This window comes from Nostoc sp. FACHB-888 (genome assembly GCF_014696655.1).
Lineage (GTDB): Bacteria > Cyanobacteriota > Cyanobacteriia > Cyanobacteriales > Nostocaceae > Nostoc.
Map to the genome: position 1 here is coordinate 32,362 of NZ_JACJQM010000047.1, position 15,692 is coordinate 48,053.

The window sequence follows — 15,692 nt, forward strand, 5'->3', positions numbered from 1 at the left end:
TTTACTCTCTAATAATTGGTAAGCCTAGCCAATCGCTGAGTTCATGAGCTAGCCAATCAAGTTCTGGGGTAGTAATATTAAAAGCACGCCCGAAATCTGTGAAGATTTCAGACTTATTTCTCCCACTCCAAATGATTAAGTAAGGTTGATTAAACATATTTTTAGTTTTTTCTATTCTATTAATATGTGTTTTTAATGATGATAAATCATTTTTGAAGTTAATACCAAAACAATAATAATTTGATAAAAATTTATGCGAATCAATAAAAATATTCCGTTCGCCAAATAAGCACAGAATAGAGCGCAAGAATGAAGTAATAAAACAATCGAAAATTATTCCTAATCCAACGGAAAATATTCCATTTAAAGCTTTCCCATTCATGATATCTAAAGACGTAGAACATAACATTAAATATAGAAAACTAGTAAATAAATTCATTGCAAATGTCAATGAAGATAAACCTACACCCGGAATGATAATTTGTAAAATATCATCATTTTTTTTTACGACAACTTTATTACCAAAAGGTTTGCCCACTCTTAAATTAGGCACTCTTCCCTGAGTTTGAGTTGCATTTCCAGGTTGTTTTAAAGCTTGTAAAGCGTCTTCAGCAGAAGTCAAACGTTGACTCGCAATAGGTTCTGTCATCCTCCTCAACCAACTACTGAAAGTAGGATTAATATTGGCTACTGGTTCAAATTCAAGCCGCAAGTCAGTTAGTGGTAAATCGGCTGGATGCTGACCTGTCACTAAATAAATTAAAGTTGCTCCCAAACTGTAAAGGTCAGAAGCAGGAATAGCTTTACCATTAAATTGTTCTGGTGGTACATAGCCGTAAGTTCCCATTACTATAATTGTGCTGCTTCTTCTGGCGATGGTTTGCACTGAACCAAAATCTACTAAGTAGACTTCACCCACACTATTACCAGAGCGATTTGTTAATAGAATATTACTTGGTTTGATATCACGATGAATTACGGGCGGTTGACGGCCATGCAAATATTTGAGAATTTCTAGAATAGCTTTTGCTAGTTCCTTAACTTCTTCTTCACTGAAACTACGCCCAGCTTTTAGTTGTGCTTCTAGAGATTGGGCTGGAATATAACTTTGTACGAGTGCAAATCCTTTGCTGTTGGGTGAATCTAGCTCGAAGTAGTCAAGGTAGCGGGGAATGGCTGGGTGAGAGAGTGCTTTGAGAGTTTCAGCTTCTCGCTCAAACAGTTTGAGGTCGTTCCATTCAAACTCATTACCAAAGGATAGTATTTTGACCACTACTAATTCTTGAGTTTGTAAATCACAAGCTAGCAGCGATCGCCGTCCGGCTTTTTTGCCTAGTTCCTGTTGCACTTGATACCGTTCCAACAGTATTTCTTGGTTAGAATCTGGCAATTCTTGACTTGTCATTTGCTCGTGACTCCAAAGCTTTGTCGCTTTTATAGCTTTCCTGGATCTGTTCTGTTACTTATTCGGTTGGGCAATACGCGCTTCAATATCTTCCAATGTTTGTAACAATAGACTCCTTGCCTGCAATTGCCAACCCCATTTCTGAATTCTAAAAGCTAATACAGTTCCAACTATAGCCGCTAATAAACAGATGGGTTGATTTAAAGAAATTCCGAATAACAAACCCAATCCAGCAATTCCCCAAAATGGTAAAGCTGCTGCTTGTCTTTGTTCTTCCACAATTTGACTAATCATATTAGAAGATTGCTTAATGGGAAGTAATACCTCTTTGACTTGTCGCTGTTCGGCTGCGGATACGGATAAACCGATTTTACGCCGTAGTTTTTCAATTTTGCGGGCATCAGTGCTGTACTCAGTTAGCTCATCTTCTGCCATTTTCAGCAGTCGTTCTAGTTGTGCCATTGTGCATTGCATCCGGTATTACAATACAGCCATTATCCCGAATAATTGTTATTTATAGACTATAGTTTGGTATTTAATTGCACAATCCAAAATCACGCGACTAGCTGTAATATCTAAAATTGAATATGGGAAAAATATACTACCGATTACGCACTGACAAACTGAGTATAAATTTAAAAGGTAATTATGGCTACAGTATCTAAAAGCACTTTATCTCCATCTTCTCAAGAGCGATCGCTCATTTTGTGGTTTGATGAAGTTGGCATTGCTGATATCCCCGTAGTTGGTGGTAAAAATGCCTCACTAGGGGAAATGATTCAACAACTAACGCCCAAAGGGATTAACGTTCCTACAGGCTTTGCTACTACTGCTTATGCTTATCGTTATTTCATCAAATCAGCAGGGTTAGAACCAAAGCTACGCAAACTCTTTGCTGACTTGGATGTTGAGGATGTCAAAAATTTACGAGAACGAGGAAAAAAGGCGCGATCGCTATTAATCCACACCCCATTTCCTGTAGAATTGCGAGAGGCGATCGCTAAAGCTTACCAAAGTCTTTGTGAACGATACAACGCAGAGACAGATGTTGCAGTCCGTTCTAGCGCCACCGCCGAAGACCTTCCAGATGCTAGTTTTGCTGGACAACAGGAAACTTACCTCAATGTTGTCGGCGCTGAAGGAGTTTTAGCAGCTTGTCATAAATGCTTTGCTTCCATATTTACCGATCGCGCCATTTCTTATCGCCACACCAAAGGATTTGACCACTTTAGCATTGCTCTAGCTGTGGGTGTGCAAAAAATGGTGCGTTCTGACTTAGCAACCTCTGGGGTGATGTTCTCCATTGATACAGAAACCGGATTTAAGGATGCGGCATTAATTACAGCCGCCTACGGTTTAGGTGAAAACGTTGTTCAGGGGTCTGTAAATCCTGATGAATATTATGTTTTTAAACCAACTTTAAAAGCTGGTTTCCGCCCAATTATCGATAAAAAATTGGGTAGTAAAGAATTGAAAATGATTTATGATGACGGTTCAAAATTTACGAAAAATGTGTCTGTTTCACCTAGCGAAAGAGGCAAATTTGCCCTGAGTGATGAAGAAATTTTACAACTAGGAACTTGGGCGTGTTTAATTGAAGATCATTATTCTCAAGTTCACGGTATTTTCACTCCAATGGATATCGAGTGGGCAAAAGATGGAATTACTAACCAACTTTTTATTGTCCAAGCGCGTCCCGAAACTGTTCAGTCGCAAAAGACGGGAAATGTATTGCGGAGTTATCGGTTGATATTAGGGAATAAAGAATGGAGAGGGAATGGGGAAAAATCTTCCCAATCCCCAATTCCCCTTGTCATAGGACGCGCAATTGGGGAAGCTATTAGTCAAGGAAAAGCACGCCTGATTTTAGATGTTCAGAAACTCGAACAGTTTCAACCTGGGGAAGTTTTAGTAACAGAGAGAACTGACCCCGATTGGGAACCAATTATGAAACGCGCCAGTGCAATTGTTACCAATTCTGGCGGCCGCACGTGTCATGCAGCAATCATTGCGCGAGAATTGGGTGTACCTGCGATCGTGGGATGCGGCAATGCTACAGAAATTTTAAAACCTGGTCAAGAGGTAACAATTTCTTGCGCTGAAGGAGAAGAAGGAAAAGTTTATGCAGGCTTATTACCTTTTGAAGTTAAAGAAGTTCCTTTAGAAAACTTACCCCGCACCCGCACTCAAATTTTAATGAATGTGGGTAATCCTCAAGAAGCATTGAGTTTATCGGCAATTCCCAACGATGGCGTAGGTTTAGCGCGGACAGAATTTATCATCGCTAACCAAATTCAAATTCATCCAATGGCGTTGATTCACTATGACTTGTTAAAAGATGAATTTGCCAAAGCTAAAATTGCTGAAATTACCGCACTGTACGACGATAAATCCCAGTATTTTGTAGATAGATTAGCCCAAGGCATCGGTAGAATTGCGGCGGCATTTTATCCTAAACCAGTAATTGTCCGAATGTCAGATTTCAAAAGTAATGAATATGCCAATTTGTTAGGTGGACGACAGTTTGAACCCCATGAAGAAAACCCAATGCTGGGTTGGCGGGGGGCGGCGCGTTACTACGATGAAGGCTACAGAGAAGCTTTTGCCCTAGAGTGTCATGCCATCAACCGAGTACGGGAAGAAATGGGTTTGACGAATGTTATCCCGATGATTCCCTTTTGTCGTACTCCCGATGAAGGGCGGTTGGTTTTGGCAGAGATGGCAAAAAATGGTTTAAAGCAGAGTGTTAACGGCTTGCAGGTTTATGTGATGTGCGAGTTGCCCAGTAACGTTATTCTGGCTGAGGAATTTGCTGAGGTATTTGATGGTTTCTCGATTGGTTCTAATGATTTAACTCAACTGACATTGGGGATAGACAGGGATTCGGCGTTGGTAGCCAGATTGTTTGATGAACGCAGTCCAGCTGTGAAACGAATGGTAAAAATGGTCATAGAAACAGCGAAAAAATGCGATCGCAAAATCGGCATTTGTGGACAAGCACCCAGCGACTATCCAGAATTTGCCCAGTTTTTGGTTGAACAGGGAATTGACTCAATTAGTCTAAATCCAGATTCAGTTTTGAAGACGATGCTGGAAGTGGCAAAAGTCGAGAGTAGTAATTCGTAATTCGTAATTCGTAATTCGTAATTCGTAATTCGAGTAATTTATGCCAGCTAAAGACCGTTACCACGAAAACTTGAAGAATGCCCAGAGCCATTGCCAGAACTCTCTCCAACTGCAACGCGTCGCGTTCACGGCTGTCTAATTCACATTGATATTATTGATGGCAAAATTTGGATTCAACGTGATGGCACTGAAGAGGGGATAGCAACGGAATTAGTTAGGGCTGGTGTGCCGAAGGATCGAATTGTATTGGGATTTCGGTCTGAAGAACTACGGAAAAATTCAGAATTTGCGTAGTTTACCGCCGCAGGCATCGCATAACCAAGGGTAATTAAACTTCTGGATAACTGCCCATAGCATAGCGATCGCCATTTTTTGTTTGTCTAATTGTTTACAAAACTTTTGACTGCTCAACCATAAGTATCTTAGTATTTTGCAGAATGGCAATTTAGTTTAGCCAAAAGCAAGATGACAAATCTTTGGGAAACCGAACGCTTGATTATTCGCAGTTGGATACCCGAACGCGATGCCGAGCAAGCCTTTGTAATTTATAATGACCCTGAAGTTACGCACTTTCTTGGTAAAGCTTCTCTGGTAACAAGTGTTGAGTCACAGCGTCAGCGTTTGATTGACAATATCGAGCGTTCGCACCGACGCAACAATTGTACTGGATATTGGGCAATTGTCGAAAAGCAAACTACGACAATTGTAGGAACTATCATTCTCAAACAATTACCCGACAAAGATGGTTTACCCACTCAAGATTATGAGGTAGGCTGGCACTTGAGGCGAGCTTCTTGGGGTAAAGGGTATGCAACAGAAGCAGGACGAGTTATGCTCAACTACGGATTTAGTGTGCTGAACTTGCCAGTAATTTATGCCGTAGTGAAGCCAGAAAATCATGCTTCAATCCGTGTAACAGAACGATTGGGTATGAAGCCAATAGGGCGGACAAACAAGTATTACGGTATTGAACTACTCTTGTTCCAACTAGATGCACCTGAAGAGTGGAGGGAGAACAGGGGAGCAGTTCTTGAGCAGAGGGTAGGGGGGCAAAAGAGTGGAGTTCAAAGACTCATCGGCGAGTATTAAAGACTCATTCACGAGTATCAAAGACTCATCCGCGAGTATCAAAGATTCATTCACGAGTATCAAAGACTCATCCGCGAGTATCAAAGACTCATCCGCGAGTATCAAAGACTCATTCACGAGTATCAAAGACTCATCCGCGAGTATCAAAGACTCATCCGCGAGTATCAATGCCCAATGCCCAATGCCCAATGACTAATGACTAATGACTAATGACTAAAAAATGGTTCAGAATTGGGATGGTAAGTGTGTTTCTTCTCTCACTTGCCTTACGGTTTTGGGGACTGGAGCGATTCAACACTCTGGTATTTGATGAAGTTTACTTTGCCAAATTTGGTAATAATTATCTCACGCATACGCCATTTTTTAATGCTCATCCGCCGCTAAGTCAATATATGATAGGCATCGGCATTTGGATTGGCAGTCATATTCCTTTTTGGCACGATACGGTAAATGGACTGACAGGATCATTGCGATCGCCTTGGACTTATCGGTGGTTTAATGCTCTCACTGGCTCATTTATTCCTTTAGTTGTGGCTGCGATCGCTTATCAATTGAGTTATCGCCGTAGCTTTGCAATACTTGCAGGTTTGTTTACAGCTTGTGATGGCATTTTTCTAGTTGAGTCTCGCTATGCTTTAAGTAATATTTATATCGTCATCTTTGGTTTATTAGGACACTGGTTTTTATTATTGGCATTAGATAACCAAAATCGGCGACGTTCTTTTTGGTTAGTCTTTGCTGGCATTGCTTTTGGTGCGTCAGTCGGTACTAAGTGGAACGGTTTATGGTTCCTCTCAGGTGCTTATCTCATTTGGATAGCAGCTTGGGTAATCCATTTGATACACTCTTTTTCTAACTCCAAACTCTTTTTTACATCTTCTTCATTGAAAGAGGCAGGAGTTAGTACTTATTCTCCCCTATCCCCCTCATCCCCCACCCTGCGGGAAGCTAAAGCTACATCTTTCTCATCTGAGACACCACTACAAAACCTAACTCAGCTAAATATTTTTCAGATGCTGTTTTATCTAGGAATTATCCCAGCCTTGATTTACAGCATTATCTGGATTCCTCACCTTCAACTAGATAAAACTTATGGATTTATTACAGTACATCAACAAATTTTGAAGTTTCACTTACAGCTAGGTGGCAATAATCCTAACGTGCATCCTTACTGCGCTGCCTGGTACAAATGGCCGTTGATGACTCGGCCAATGGCATATTATTATCAAACGGCTAAAAGTATTACTGAACCGTTACCTGTGATGGGCCCGCCTTTGCCTGCTGGTGCTGGACAAGTTATTTATGATGTCCATGCAATGGGCAATCCATTTTTGTGGTGGTTTGGTGTTGCTGCCATGTTGTTTTTATTAGGGATGCTGGTGTCACAAGCCGTAATTCATTGGGTGAAAGAAAAGCGTTTTTCTGTGCCTGCAACTTTGAGTGTTGATACTTGGATTGCCTTGTATTTAGTTATAAATTACGCTGCTAATTTATTACCTTGGGTGAAAGTGACGAGGTGCGTTTTTATCTACCACTATATGTGTGCAGTGGTGTTTGTATTTTTAGCGATCGCTTGGTTTGTTGATCAGTGTCTTCGCAGTTATTATCAACAACTCCGGGCGCTAGGTGTCACCATTACTTTTATCATTCTGGCTGCTTTTATTTTCTGGATGCCCGTATATTTGGGTTTGCCCCTTTCCCCTAACGGTTACAAGCTGCGAATGTGGTTCAACTCTTGGATTTGATTCAAGAAGAATTCAGGAGTCTGAATTCAGTTTTTGTTTTCTGGCTGACAGGCAATATTTAACGACAACCAAATCTCGATAACTAACAAAGTTTAGTAACAAAAAGAGATAAAAAGCTAATGTGTTTGCATTTGTTTCTTCTGCCTCTATCATGCGATCTCTACAAAACCAAATCAAACTTGGCGTTTGTGGCGCTACATGATTGCCCTATTACTACTCCTCATTTGCAACTTCTTGTTTGACAAATAAAGCTCGATAAACAGGCTCACCCTTTTTTTGCGTACCTATTTCCCGTTCTGTGGCGACTGGTAGCGGGTTTTCAGCCAACCATTCTTCTGTACCAACTTTCTGATAAGCTGGGTGAGCAGCAAAGCGATCGCGCATTTCCACCGCGACAAATTCCATATCTGATTGCAGAAATACAACTCCCCCAACCGCAAGATAATTGGCTAATTCTGCCACTAGTTCTGGTTGCACTACACGGCGTTTAGCATGGCGGGTTTTAAACCAAGGATCGGGGAATTGAATTGTAACGCGTTGTAAACTTCCTGGCGGGAGGGAAGATAAAAGCGATCGCAGTGAGTTATTCACATTGCAAAACAAGTAGTGCAGGTTTGTGAAACCTAACTCAGAACGTAACTTATTCGCCTCCACCACTAGCGGTTCCCGAATTTCTAAGCCGAGAAAATTCCAGTTTGGTTCTATTTTGGTCATATTCAGCAAAAACTGTCCTTTAGCGCAGCCAATATCTAAATGTAGCGGTTGATTTGGCTTTGCATAAATTTTTTCCCAATCAAGTGGACTTGCTGGTGTTTGATACTTTTTACCAAGTGGATTAACATGCTGGCGGACTCGGACTGCTGCCAAAATTTTCTCTCCTTTACGTGAAAATGCCCTGTTAATTCTGATACCAATTTATGCGAATGTTGCTTTAATTACATATTGGAAGGCTTTATCCACTTCTGCTCTTTGTCTAAGTAGAAATGATCAACTATAGTTTAATTTTTCAGACCTTATTTAGTGACAAGTCTAATAAATAACGGTTATAAAAGTAAGAGCTTATAAAGCCAATTTAGATTGTTGCCTTAAATTTACCCCGTCATCTTTCAATTTAAGTAATTTTGCACTAGTCAACCTTTTAGTTCACTGCTCTTATTAATTAGGTATATCTGATAAATTGTAAATTATTATACTGTTTTTTTACTAGATATTTGGGTTAGCTTTCCAGGCAAAGAATAGGCAATATATGCTAGAATTGTATCAAATTATGGCAGTTATTCAAGAGAAATTTAGAATAATTTTGCGCTTTGTTGAGTAAACAAGCTAAAATCTACGATTTTTGGAGATTTTTAGGTTATGACAACCTCACAGGAGAGGATTATCCCGATAGACTTGCGAACCGAAATGTCGCAGTCTTATCTGGAATACGCCATGAGCGTGATAGTGGGTCGGGCGTTGCCAGATGCCAGGGATGGTCTAAAACCTGTGCATCGTCGCATTCTCTACGCAATGCACGAGCTAGGTCTGCTCCACGATCGCCCTTTTAAGAAATGCGCCCGTGTAGTGGGGGAAGTCTTGGGTAAATATCACCCCCACGGCGATACGGCAGTATATGATGCCTTGGTGCGGATGGCGCAGGATTTTTCCATGCGATCGCCCCTAGTTAACGGACATGGTAACTTCGGTTCGGTAGACAACGATCCGCCAGCCGCCATGCGGTACACAGAATGCCGCTTACAAGCTTTAACTAGCGCTGGTTTACTGCACGACATCGAGTATGAAACCGTAGATTTCGCCGATAACTTCGACGGTTCCCAGCAAGAACCGACAGTGCTACCGGCGCGGATTCCCCAATTGTTGCTCAACGGTTCCTCTGGGATTGCCGTGGGTATGGCAACCAACATTCCGCCGCACAATTTGGGCGAATTGATTGATGCTTTAGTGGCTGTAATCCACAATCCAGAAATCACCGATCTCGAATTAATGCAGTATGTCCACGGCCCAGACTTTCCGACTGGGGCGCAAATTTTGGGAACATCTGCCATTCGTGAAGCTTACACTACCGGGCGTGGTTCTATTACCATGCGTGGTGTAGCTAACATTGAAACCGTTGAACAACGGGGACGCCCAGATAGAGAAGCAATTATCATCACCGAATTGCCCTATCAAACCAACAAAGCGGCGCTGATTGAAAAAATCGCCGAAATGGTGAACGAAAAGCGTTTAGAGGGCATCGCAGATATCCGGGATGAAAGCGATCGCGACGGGATGCGAGTTGTCATCGAACTCAAGCGTGATGCTTATCCCCGCGTCGTTCTAAATAACCTCTACAAGCAAACGCCACTGCAAGCCAACTTCGGCGCAAATATGCTGGCGTTGGTAAATAGTGAACCCCAAGTACTCACCCTCAAGCAGTTCCTAACCGTCTTCCTGGATTTCCGCATCGAATCCATTGCCAGACGTACCCGTTACGAACTGCGGAAAGCCGAGGAACGCGACCATCTCCTGCAAGGACTATTAATTGCCCTATCCCAGTTAGATCCAATTATTGTCTTGATTCGCCATGCTCCCGATGCACCCACAGCTAAAGGCGAATTAATCACAACTTACGGACTCTCTGAAGTGCAAGCAGATGCAATTTTGCAAATGCAATTGCGGCGGTTGACTGCCTTAGAAGCAGACAAAATTCGTTTGGAACACGAGGAATTACAAGCGAAAATCACCGATTTGCAAGATATTTTGGCACGCCGGGAGAGAGTGCTAGAAATTATTGAAACCGAAGTCGCGCAACTAAAAACTAACTTTGCCACACCTCGCCGCACGGTGATTTTACCAGGGGAAGGCGAATTAGATGACCGTGACCTAATTGCCAATGAAAAAGCAATAATTCTGGTTACAGAGCAAGGCTACATCAAACGGATGCCAGTTAACACCTTTGAAGCGCAAAGCCGTGCGACCAGAGGTAAAGCCGCAGCCAAGGTGAAAGATGATGATACCATTGAGCATTTCTTAACTTGCTGTGATCACGACAGTATTTTATTCTTTAGTGAGCGTGGTGTTGTTTATTGCCTGAGAGCTTATCAAATTCCAGCGAGTTCGCGTACCAGCCGAGGGACACCGATTGTCCAGATGCTACCGATTCCCAAAGAGGAAAAAATCACCTCGATTGTACCAGTTGACGAGTTTAGCAGTGAAGAATATCTGGTTATGCTCACCAAGGGCGGCAATATCAAAAAAACCGAATTGGCAGCGTTTAGTCACATTCGCGCCAATGGTTTGATTGCCATTTCCTTAGAAGAAGGCGACCAACTGCGCTGGGTGCGACGCGCCAGAGTAGAGGACAGTGTAATCATTGGTTCTCGGAACGGGATGGCGATTAACTTCCGGTGCAATCACGAACAACTGCGTCCTTTAAGTAGGGCGACTCGTGGGGTGAAAGCCATGAAACTCAAAAATAAAGATGAACTGGTGGGTATGGATATCCTCCCCGCAGCAATTCTTGAAACTTTGGATATAGTTACAGAAGCCGAAACAGAAGATATCGAAACAATTGAAGCAATTGAAACAGAAGATATCGAAATTACCGAAACTAATGAAGAGTCCGCAGAAGTGCCTAGCAGTGGCATTGTTGGCCCTTGGGTGTTGGTAATTACAATGGGAGGATATGGTAAGCGCGTACCAGTTGCCCAGTTCCGCCTGCAAAACCGTGCTGGTCAGGGTTTAATGGCAACCAAGTTCAAAAACCGCAAAACCAAAGACAAGTTGGCAACCCTACGCATTGTCAACAATGATGATGATGAAATCATGATGGTAACAAATCGCGGTATTATCATCCGTCAAGCGGTCAATGCGATTTCTATCCAATCGCGATCGGCAACTGGAGTCAGAGTGCAGCGTTTAGACGAAGATGATGCTATTACCGGAGTGGCAATAGTTCCACCTGATGCTGCCGATGCAGAAGAAGCAGAGTAAAAAGCAGGAGGAGCAGGGGAAGCAAGGGGAGAGGTTTATCTCTTTACTCCCTTGCTTAATTGCCTTAGCTAGCGGCATTTTAATGGGGCTGACCGTCGCCCCTGTCGGTGCATGGTTTCTGGCTTGGATTGCCCTAGTCCCCTTATGGGTGCTAGTTGTAACTTCAGCTAAAGGCAAAAACCAATCCCCCCCTGCTCTCTTCTGGGGTATCGGTTATCACGGTGTCGCCCTATCTTGGATTACCGGAATTCATCCGATGACATGGTTGGGCGTTCCTTGGTTGCCAAGTTTGTTAATCACCCTTTTTTGTTGGGGATTTATCAGTGTCTTTGGAGGGGTATTTGTTGCTATTTGGGCGGCTGTGATGGTTCGCCTGAACGGACAAAAACCGTGGCTACGTATATTGATTGGTACAGCCGTCTGGTGCGGATTAGAGAGTCTGTGGAGTGCGGGGCCTTTGTGGTGGAGTTCCCTTGCTTACACTCAAAGTCCACACAATCTCGTAATTCTACATCTGGGGCAACTCTCTGGGCCTAATACTGTGACAGCAGCGATCGCTGCTGTTAATGGTTTAATTGCGGAAGGATGGATGAACCGCCAAGATGCCAAGTACGCCAAGATTTCCTCTGCGTTCTCTGCGCCTTGGCGGTTCGTTAATAAATACTGGGTTATCGCCACAGGATTATTAATTACCTTACACCTCATCGGTTTTATCTTATATAGCCGTCCCATCGCCCAATTACCAGAAGCAGCCTTGAAAGTGGGGATTGTTCAGGGTAATATCCCAAACCGACTTTTACGAAGTTCCGAAGGGTTTCGTCGCGCCCAAGAAAACTATACCAATGGATATCTAACTTTAGCCGACCAAGGTGTAGATGCAGTCCTCACTCCAGAAGGAGCCTTACCTATTTTCCAGCGTAACTTGATGCAAACTACCCTAGTCTCAGCAGTGAAGGAAAAAGGTATAGTTGCTTGGATTGGGGCTTTTGGCGAACGGGGAGACAGTTATACAATTAGCTTGTTTACTTTCAACAGTAAGGGTGAAATCGTCAGCCGTTACGATAAGTCCAAACTAGTACCCTTGGGAGAATATATTCCCTTTGAAGAAATTTTAGGTGGGATAGTTCAACGCTTGTCGCCACTGGAGGCACACCAAGTTGCCGGTTTAGCAAATCAGATATTTGACACTCCTTTTGGTCGGGCGATCGCTAGTATATGTTATGAATCTGCTTTTCCTGAGCAATTTCGCCGTCAAGCTGCTGCGGGTGGCCAATTTATTGTCAGTTCTTCTAACGATGCCCATTACACTGCATCGATGCCATTCCAGCACCATGCACAGGATATCATGCGGGCAATTGAAACTGATAGATGGTCAGCACGAGCAACTAATACAGGATATTCAGGCTTTATAGATCCTCACGGCAGAACCTTGTGGATATCTGGATATAATACTTACGAAACTCATGCTGAAACAATTTATCGGCGACAAACGCAGACTTTATATGTGCGGTGGGGTGATTGGTTAACACCGTTGTTATTGATATCCTCTGGAGGAGCTTGGCTGTTAATTCAACTTGGGCATACAAAGAAAATAAGTGATTAATGATTAACTGCTAAATTACCCATAATAAAAGAACCTTACTTCTAAATATTTAGTATGGATGCTTCTCGTGATAAGCAAATCATTTTAGATGCACGCGATCGCTACTGATAAATTGATATCAATTTTATTTTAAACTCTTACCAATCATGGTAAGAGTTATTTTATAACAGTAAGCCGTCGCAATGCTTCTCTAACCCCAATTAAGCAAATCTCTCCAACAGGCTAATTGTTGGCTGTAATGACTGAGCTTGAGAAAATAGCATACTTTGCTCACCAAAAGCAGTCCAATTTTGGTCAGATAAACGCTCAGAGGCAACAATAATTTGGTCTGGCTCCTTGAGTGCATCACAAGACCAATAAAGAGTAGGAGCTTGTGTGCGGTAAGCGTAGCGAATTGCTGCAATTGCTTGACCATCGGTGACAATTATATTGGCACTAAAGCTGGTGTCGTATTTTGATGCCAACTCAGTCAATTTTTGAACTGTGGCACGTAAGGCTGAGAACACAGTGCTGTCTGGAGATGACTGCCACATTTCCACTAGCAAAGCGAAGATATGTTCAGAGTCAGTCATGCCTTTAATCAGGCGGTATGTGGAATCAGAGAGGCTGTCACGGATTGGTCTGTACAGAGTCTGTTGAAAGTTTGAGATTTCGCCATTATGCACAAACAACAGTTTCCCACTGCGAAATGGCTGACAGTTGCTAATGTCGAGCGATTCACCTATCCCAGCTAATCGCGCATAGCCGACAGTACAAGTAGATTGTACATAGTTGCTCAACTCTTCCAGATTCGGATCGTTCCACATCGGGATCGTATTTCGGTAAATAAAGGGTTTACCCACTTCGTCATACCAGCCTACACCCACCCCGTCTGCACAAACTACTCCTGATTTTAATTCCAAAGAACTGTAACTTTGTTTGTAGAGCGAATGCTCCTGTTTATACAGCAACTCATCTAATAGGATGGAATTACCAAGGTAGCCAATTAATCTACACATAAAAAAACGACGTTGCTGAAAGAGTAACGAACAAAATTCAGTCACAAGCCCCGATATAAATCGAACCTTTTAACTGTGCAATGACTGCGAATCTTTACTAAATTTAACAACTATTTTTTATCTTGTGTATGCTTGAACTATGACTAAAGTCATGGTTTTGTTTGCAAATTCTAGAAAAATATTTTCTAAAAAAATAGATTATTCAGGCAATGAGCAAGCGGTGAGTGGTTACAAATGATTTAGGACTGCGATATTATATCTCAACAAGCGATCGCTCATTTAGTCCGCAGTTATAAAAATGCTCAAGTGCACAGGTAATTTTTGCCAGAAGCAATATCACGGGATGCTGATAAGCGAAAACTGATGAATTATGATATATGCATAAATTACGAGAGCAAAAAATTTGTGGTCAATTCATCTCAAATCCTGAAATTACCACTACCGTCATCACTTGTAGGTTCAGAAGTTGGTTCTTTTACTGAATTCACAGTCACTCAACGAATGCCTGCAATTGCCCGTCGAGTCATCGTTGAAAATCATTTTTCAATAGACAGTAGGTTTAAAATCTGAAGTTGTTAAGGAAGTGGCAAAATCTGACCATTCGTGGTTGACAAATGGACAATGGGGTGTAATTCAGTTTGTGGCTTAGTAATATGTAGTTGTCGGAGATAATGCGATCGCTGGTTTTAGATTTACTTCCAACACTCAGATTTTGGCAAGTTGGCAATTAATATTTTACCGTGAGTTAATATCCGCCAATCTTTTATTCCAACAATCCTCTGCTTGATGGGTATCTGGCCTATGATATATGCTTGCCTTATGTTTGCTGATGGTAGAATGCAAAACTTTGGTGCTTGGCCTTATTTTATATGCTCAAACTTCACAGGCGTAATTCGTCTTTTACCTTACTTAATTTTTCGTAAATCTAATCAAGCATTTTATATCTTCCTCAACCTAATACCAATTCAAATAATGTTTGCGACACATCAATTATTTGTAAGGGCACAACATTGTTGTGCCCCTACCCATCTGTCGCATTCTTTTTTCAAATTGGTATAACTTGACTATTTTTAAATATCCGAAAATCATGCTCTCTACCCTTGCCATGAGCGGTGCAGATGATTTTACCATTTGCTTGGTCTACCACTACTTGTGACTTAAGTGTATGCTGTTTCTTTTTTCCACTGTAAAACTTTTTTTGTTTTTTTTAGGACGTTCAATGGGGCTTTCTGTAACATCAACCACTACTACTAACTGATAATTAGAAGTAGCCAATTTTTTCTTCCCTGGAAGTGTGAACGCCCTAGATTTAGTCAGTGTATCTTCTATTTTTCGGATAATTCGGTAAGCTGTAGACTCGTTTACTCCCTAAGATTGCCCTATATGGAAGTAGGTACGGTATTCTCTCTTTTTTCCAATGTCATCAACAATTGGTTTTCCAAAGTGAGTTTACTTGGCCGTCCTGTCTTCTGTTTGGATTGACTGGGCGAAAGCCCGTCCTCTAGCATCTGGTTAAAAGTCTCTGGTCGTACACCACACAAGCGTTTAAAGTCCTCTGGAGTCTCAACCTCTTTAATTTACATTAGGCGTAACTTATATCTTTCAAAAACAAAAGCCTCCTCATAAATGAGAAGGCTTTTGTTTTTAAAATAGAACCTGGCATCGAGCTATTTTTGCGTAGGGCTACCCCTAAACTATCGTGGCCGCAGCAGCGTTTCACCTCTGAGTTCGGGAAGGGTTCAGTGTGGTTCCAC

12 protein-coding genes are annotated in these 15,692 nt (G+C 42.1%); 7 read left to right on the forward strand and 5 right to left on the reverse strand.

The genetic code is table 11. From position 1 onward, the window contains the following. Window position 1: 1 nt before the first annotated feature. Both H6G26_RS24175 and H6G26_RS24180 read right to left on the reverse strand, forming a co-directional pair. Complete coding sequence (locus tag H6G26_RS24175; protein WP_190731912.1) at window positions 2-1,405, reverse strand: serine/threonine-protein kinase; 1,404 nt, start codon at window positions 1,403-1,405, stop codon at window positions 2-4. 54 nt (window positions 1,406-1,459) lie between these two features. Next, the gene (locus H6G26_RS24180) at window positions 1,460-1,867 is read right to left on the reverse strand and encodes a hypothetical protein (RefSeq protein ID WP_190731914.1); all 408 of its coding nucleotides are present in this window, start codon (window positions 1,865-1,867) and stop codon (window positions 1,460-1,462) included. Window positions 1,868-2,053: 186 nt separating this feature from the next. Between H6G26_RS24180 and ppsA the strand changes: the two genes are divergently transcribed. The 4 genes from ppsA (at window position 2,054) to H6G26_RS24200 (ending at window position 7,365) form a co-directional block, all read left to right on the forward strand. Continuing rightward, window positions 2,054-4,531 carry a phosphoenolpyruvate synthase gene (gene ppsA / locus H6G26_RS24185; protein WP_190731915.1) on the forward strand — a complete coding sequence of 826 codons (2,478 nt, stop codon included), beginning with the start codon at window positions 2,054-2,056 and terminating at the stop codon, window positions 4,529-4,531. Between the two features lie 90 nt (window positions 4,532-4,621). Next, window positions 4,622-4,825 (forward strand): XisI protein, encoded by a 204-nt coding sequence (locus H6G26_RS24190; RefSeq protein ID WP_347242498.1) that lies wholly within the window; start codon window positions 4,622-4,624, stop codon window positions 4,823-4,825. Window positions 4,826-4,996: 171 nt separating this feature from the next. Then, window positions 4,997-5,620 (forward strand): GNAT family N-acetyltransferase, encoded by a 624-nt coding sequence (locus H6G26_RS24195; RefSeq protein WP_242053847.1) that lies wholly within the window; start codon window positions 4,997-4,999, stop codon window positions 5,618-5,620. A gap of 209 nt (window positions 5,621-5,829) precedes the next feature. Continuing rightward, window positions 5,830-7,365: a phospholipid carrier-dependent glycosyltransferase gene (locus tag H6G26_RS24200; protein WP_190731923.1), complete on the forward strand. Its 1,536-nt coding sequence runs from the start codon at window positions 5,830-5,832 to the stop codon at window positions 7,363-7,365. Between the two features lie 213 nt (window positions 7,366-7,578). Here H6G26_RS24200 and trmB read toward each other — a convergent pair whose 3' ends face one another. After that, window positions 7,579-8,232, reverse strand: a complete 654-nt coding sequence (trmB, locus tag H6G26_RS24205) for a tRNA (guanosine(46)-N7)-methyltransferase TrmB (protein ID WP_190731925.1) — start codon at window positions 8,230-8,232, stop codon at window positions 7,579-7,581. A gap of 489 nt (window positions 8,233-8,721) precedes the next feature. On the opposite strand from trmB, the gene gyrA reads away from it, so the two are divergent. Beyond that, entirely contained in the window at window positions 8,722-11,337 is a 2,616-nt protein-coding gene (gyrA, locus tag H6G26_RS24210) for a DNA topoisomerase (ATP-hydrolyzing) subunit A (RefSeq protein WP_190731927.1), read from the forward strand. After that, a complete protein-coding gene (gene lnt / locus H6G26_RS24215; protein WP_190731929.1) occupies window positions 11,318-12,940 on the forward strand; it encodes an apolipoprotein N-acyltransferase in 1,623 nt (540 codons plus the stop codon). The genes gyrA and lnt overlap by 20 nt, the downstream gene beginning before the upstream one ends. 200 nt (window positions 12,941-13,140) lie before the next feature. Here the strand turns inward: lnt and egtC are convergent, their stop codons facing one another. Then, window positions 13,141-13,938 (reverse strand): ergothioneine biosynthesis protein EgtC, encoded by a 798-nt coding sequence (egtC, locus tag H6G26_RS24220; protein ID WP_190731931.1) that lies wholly within the window; start codon window positions 13,936-13,938, stop codon window positions 13,141-13,143. 405 nt (window positions 13,939-14,343) lie between these two features. Here egtC and H6G26_RS24225 point away from each other — a divergent pair, with 405 nt between their 5' ends. Beyond that, entirely contained in the window at window positions 14,344-14,508 is a 165-nt protein-coding gene (locus H6G26_RS24225; RefSeq protein WP_190731938.1) for a hypothetical protein, read from the forward strand. A gap of 475 nt (window positions 14,509-14,983) precedes the next feature. On the opposite strand, the gene H6G26_RS42765 is transcribed toward H6G26_RS24225, so the two are convergent. Next, a complete protein-coding gene (locus tag H6G26_RS42765) occupies window positions 14,984-15,085 on the reverse strand; it encodes a hypothetical protein (protein ID WP_347242499.1) in 102 nt (33 codons plus the stop codon). Between the last annotated feature and the right edge of the window lie 607 nt (window positions 15,086-15,692).

What these genes read in the sequence shown, in the direction of transcription:
- H6G26_RS24200 (WP_190731923.1), top strand. Translation starts at nt 5,830, where the DNA reads ATGACTAAAAAATGGTTCAGAATTGGGATGGTAAGTGTGTTTCTTCTC.
- egtC (WP_190731931.1), bottom strand. Translation starts at nt 13,938, where the DNA reads ATGTGTAGATTAATTGGCTACCTTGGTAATTCCATCCTATTAGATGAG.
- gyrA (WP_190731927.1), top strand. Translation starts at nt 8,722, where the DNA reads ATGACAACCTCACAGGAGAGGATTATCCCGATAGACTTGCGAACCGAA.
- H6G26_RS24195 (WP_242053847.1), top strand. Translation starts at nt 4,997, where the DNA reads ATGACAAATCTTTGGGAAACCGAACGCTTGATTATTCGCAGTTGGATA.
- ppsA (WP_190731915.1), top strand. Translation starts at nt 2,054, where the DNA reads ATGGCTACAGTATCTAAAAGCACTTTATCTCCATCTTCTCAAGAGCGA.
- H6G26_RS24175 (WP_190731912.1), bottom strand. Translation starts at nt 1,405, where the DNA reads ATGACAAGTCAAGAATTGCCAGATTCTAACCAAGAAATACTGTTGGAA.
- lnt (WP_190731929.1), top strand. Translation starts at nt 11,318, where the DNA reads ATGCAGAAGAAGCAGAGTAAAAAGCAGGAGGAGCAGGGGAAGCAAGGG.
- H6G26_RS24180 (WP_190731914.1), bottom strand. Translation starts at nt 1,867, where the DNA reads ATGGCACAACTAGAACGACTGCTGAAAATGGCAGAAGATGAGCTAACT.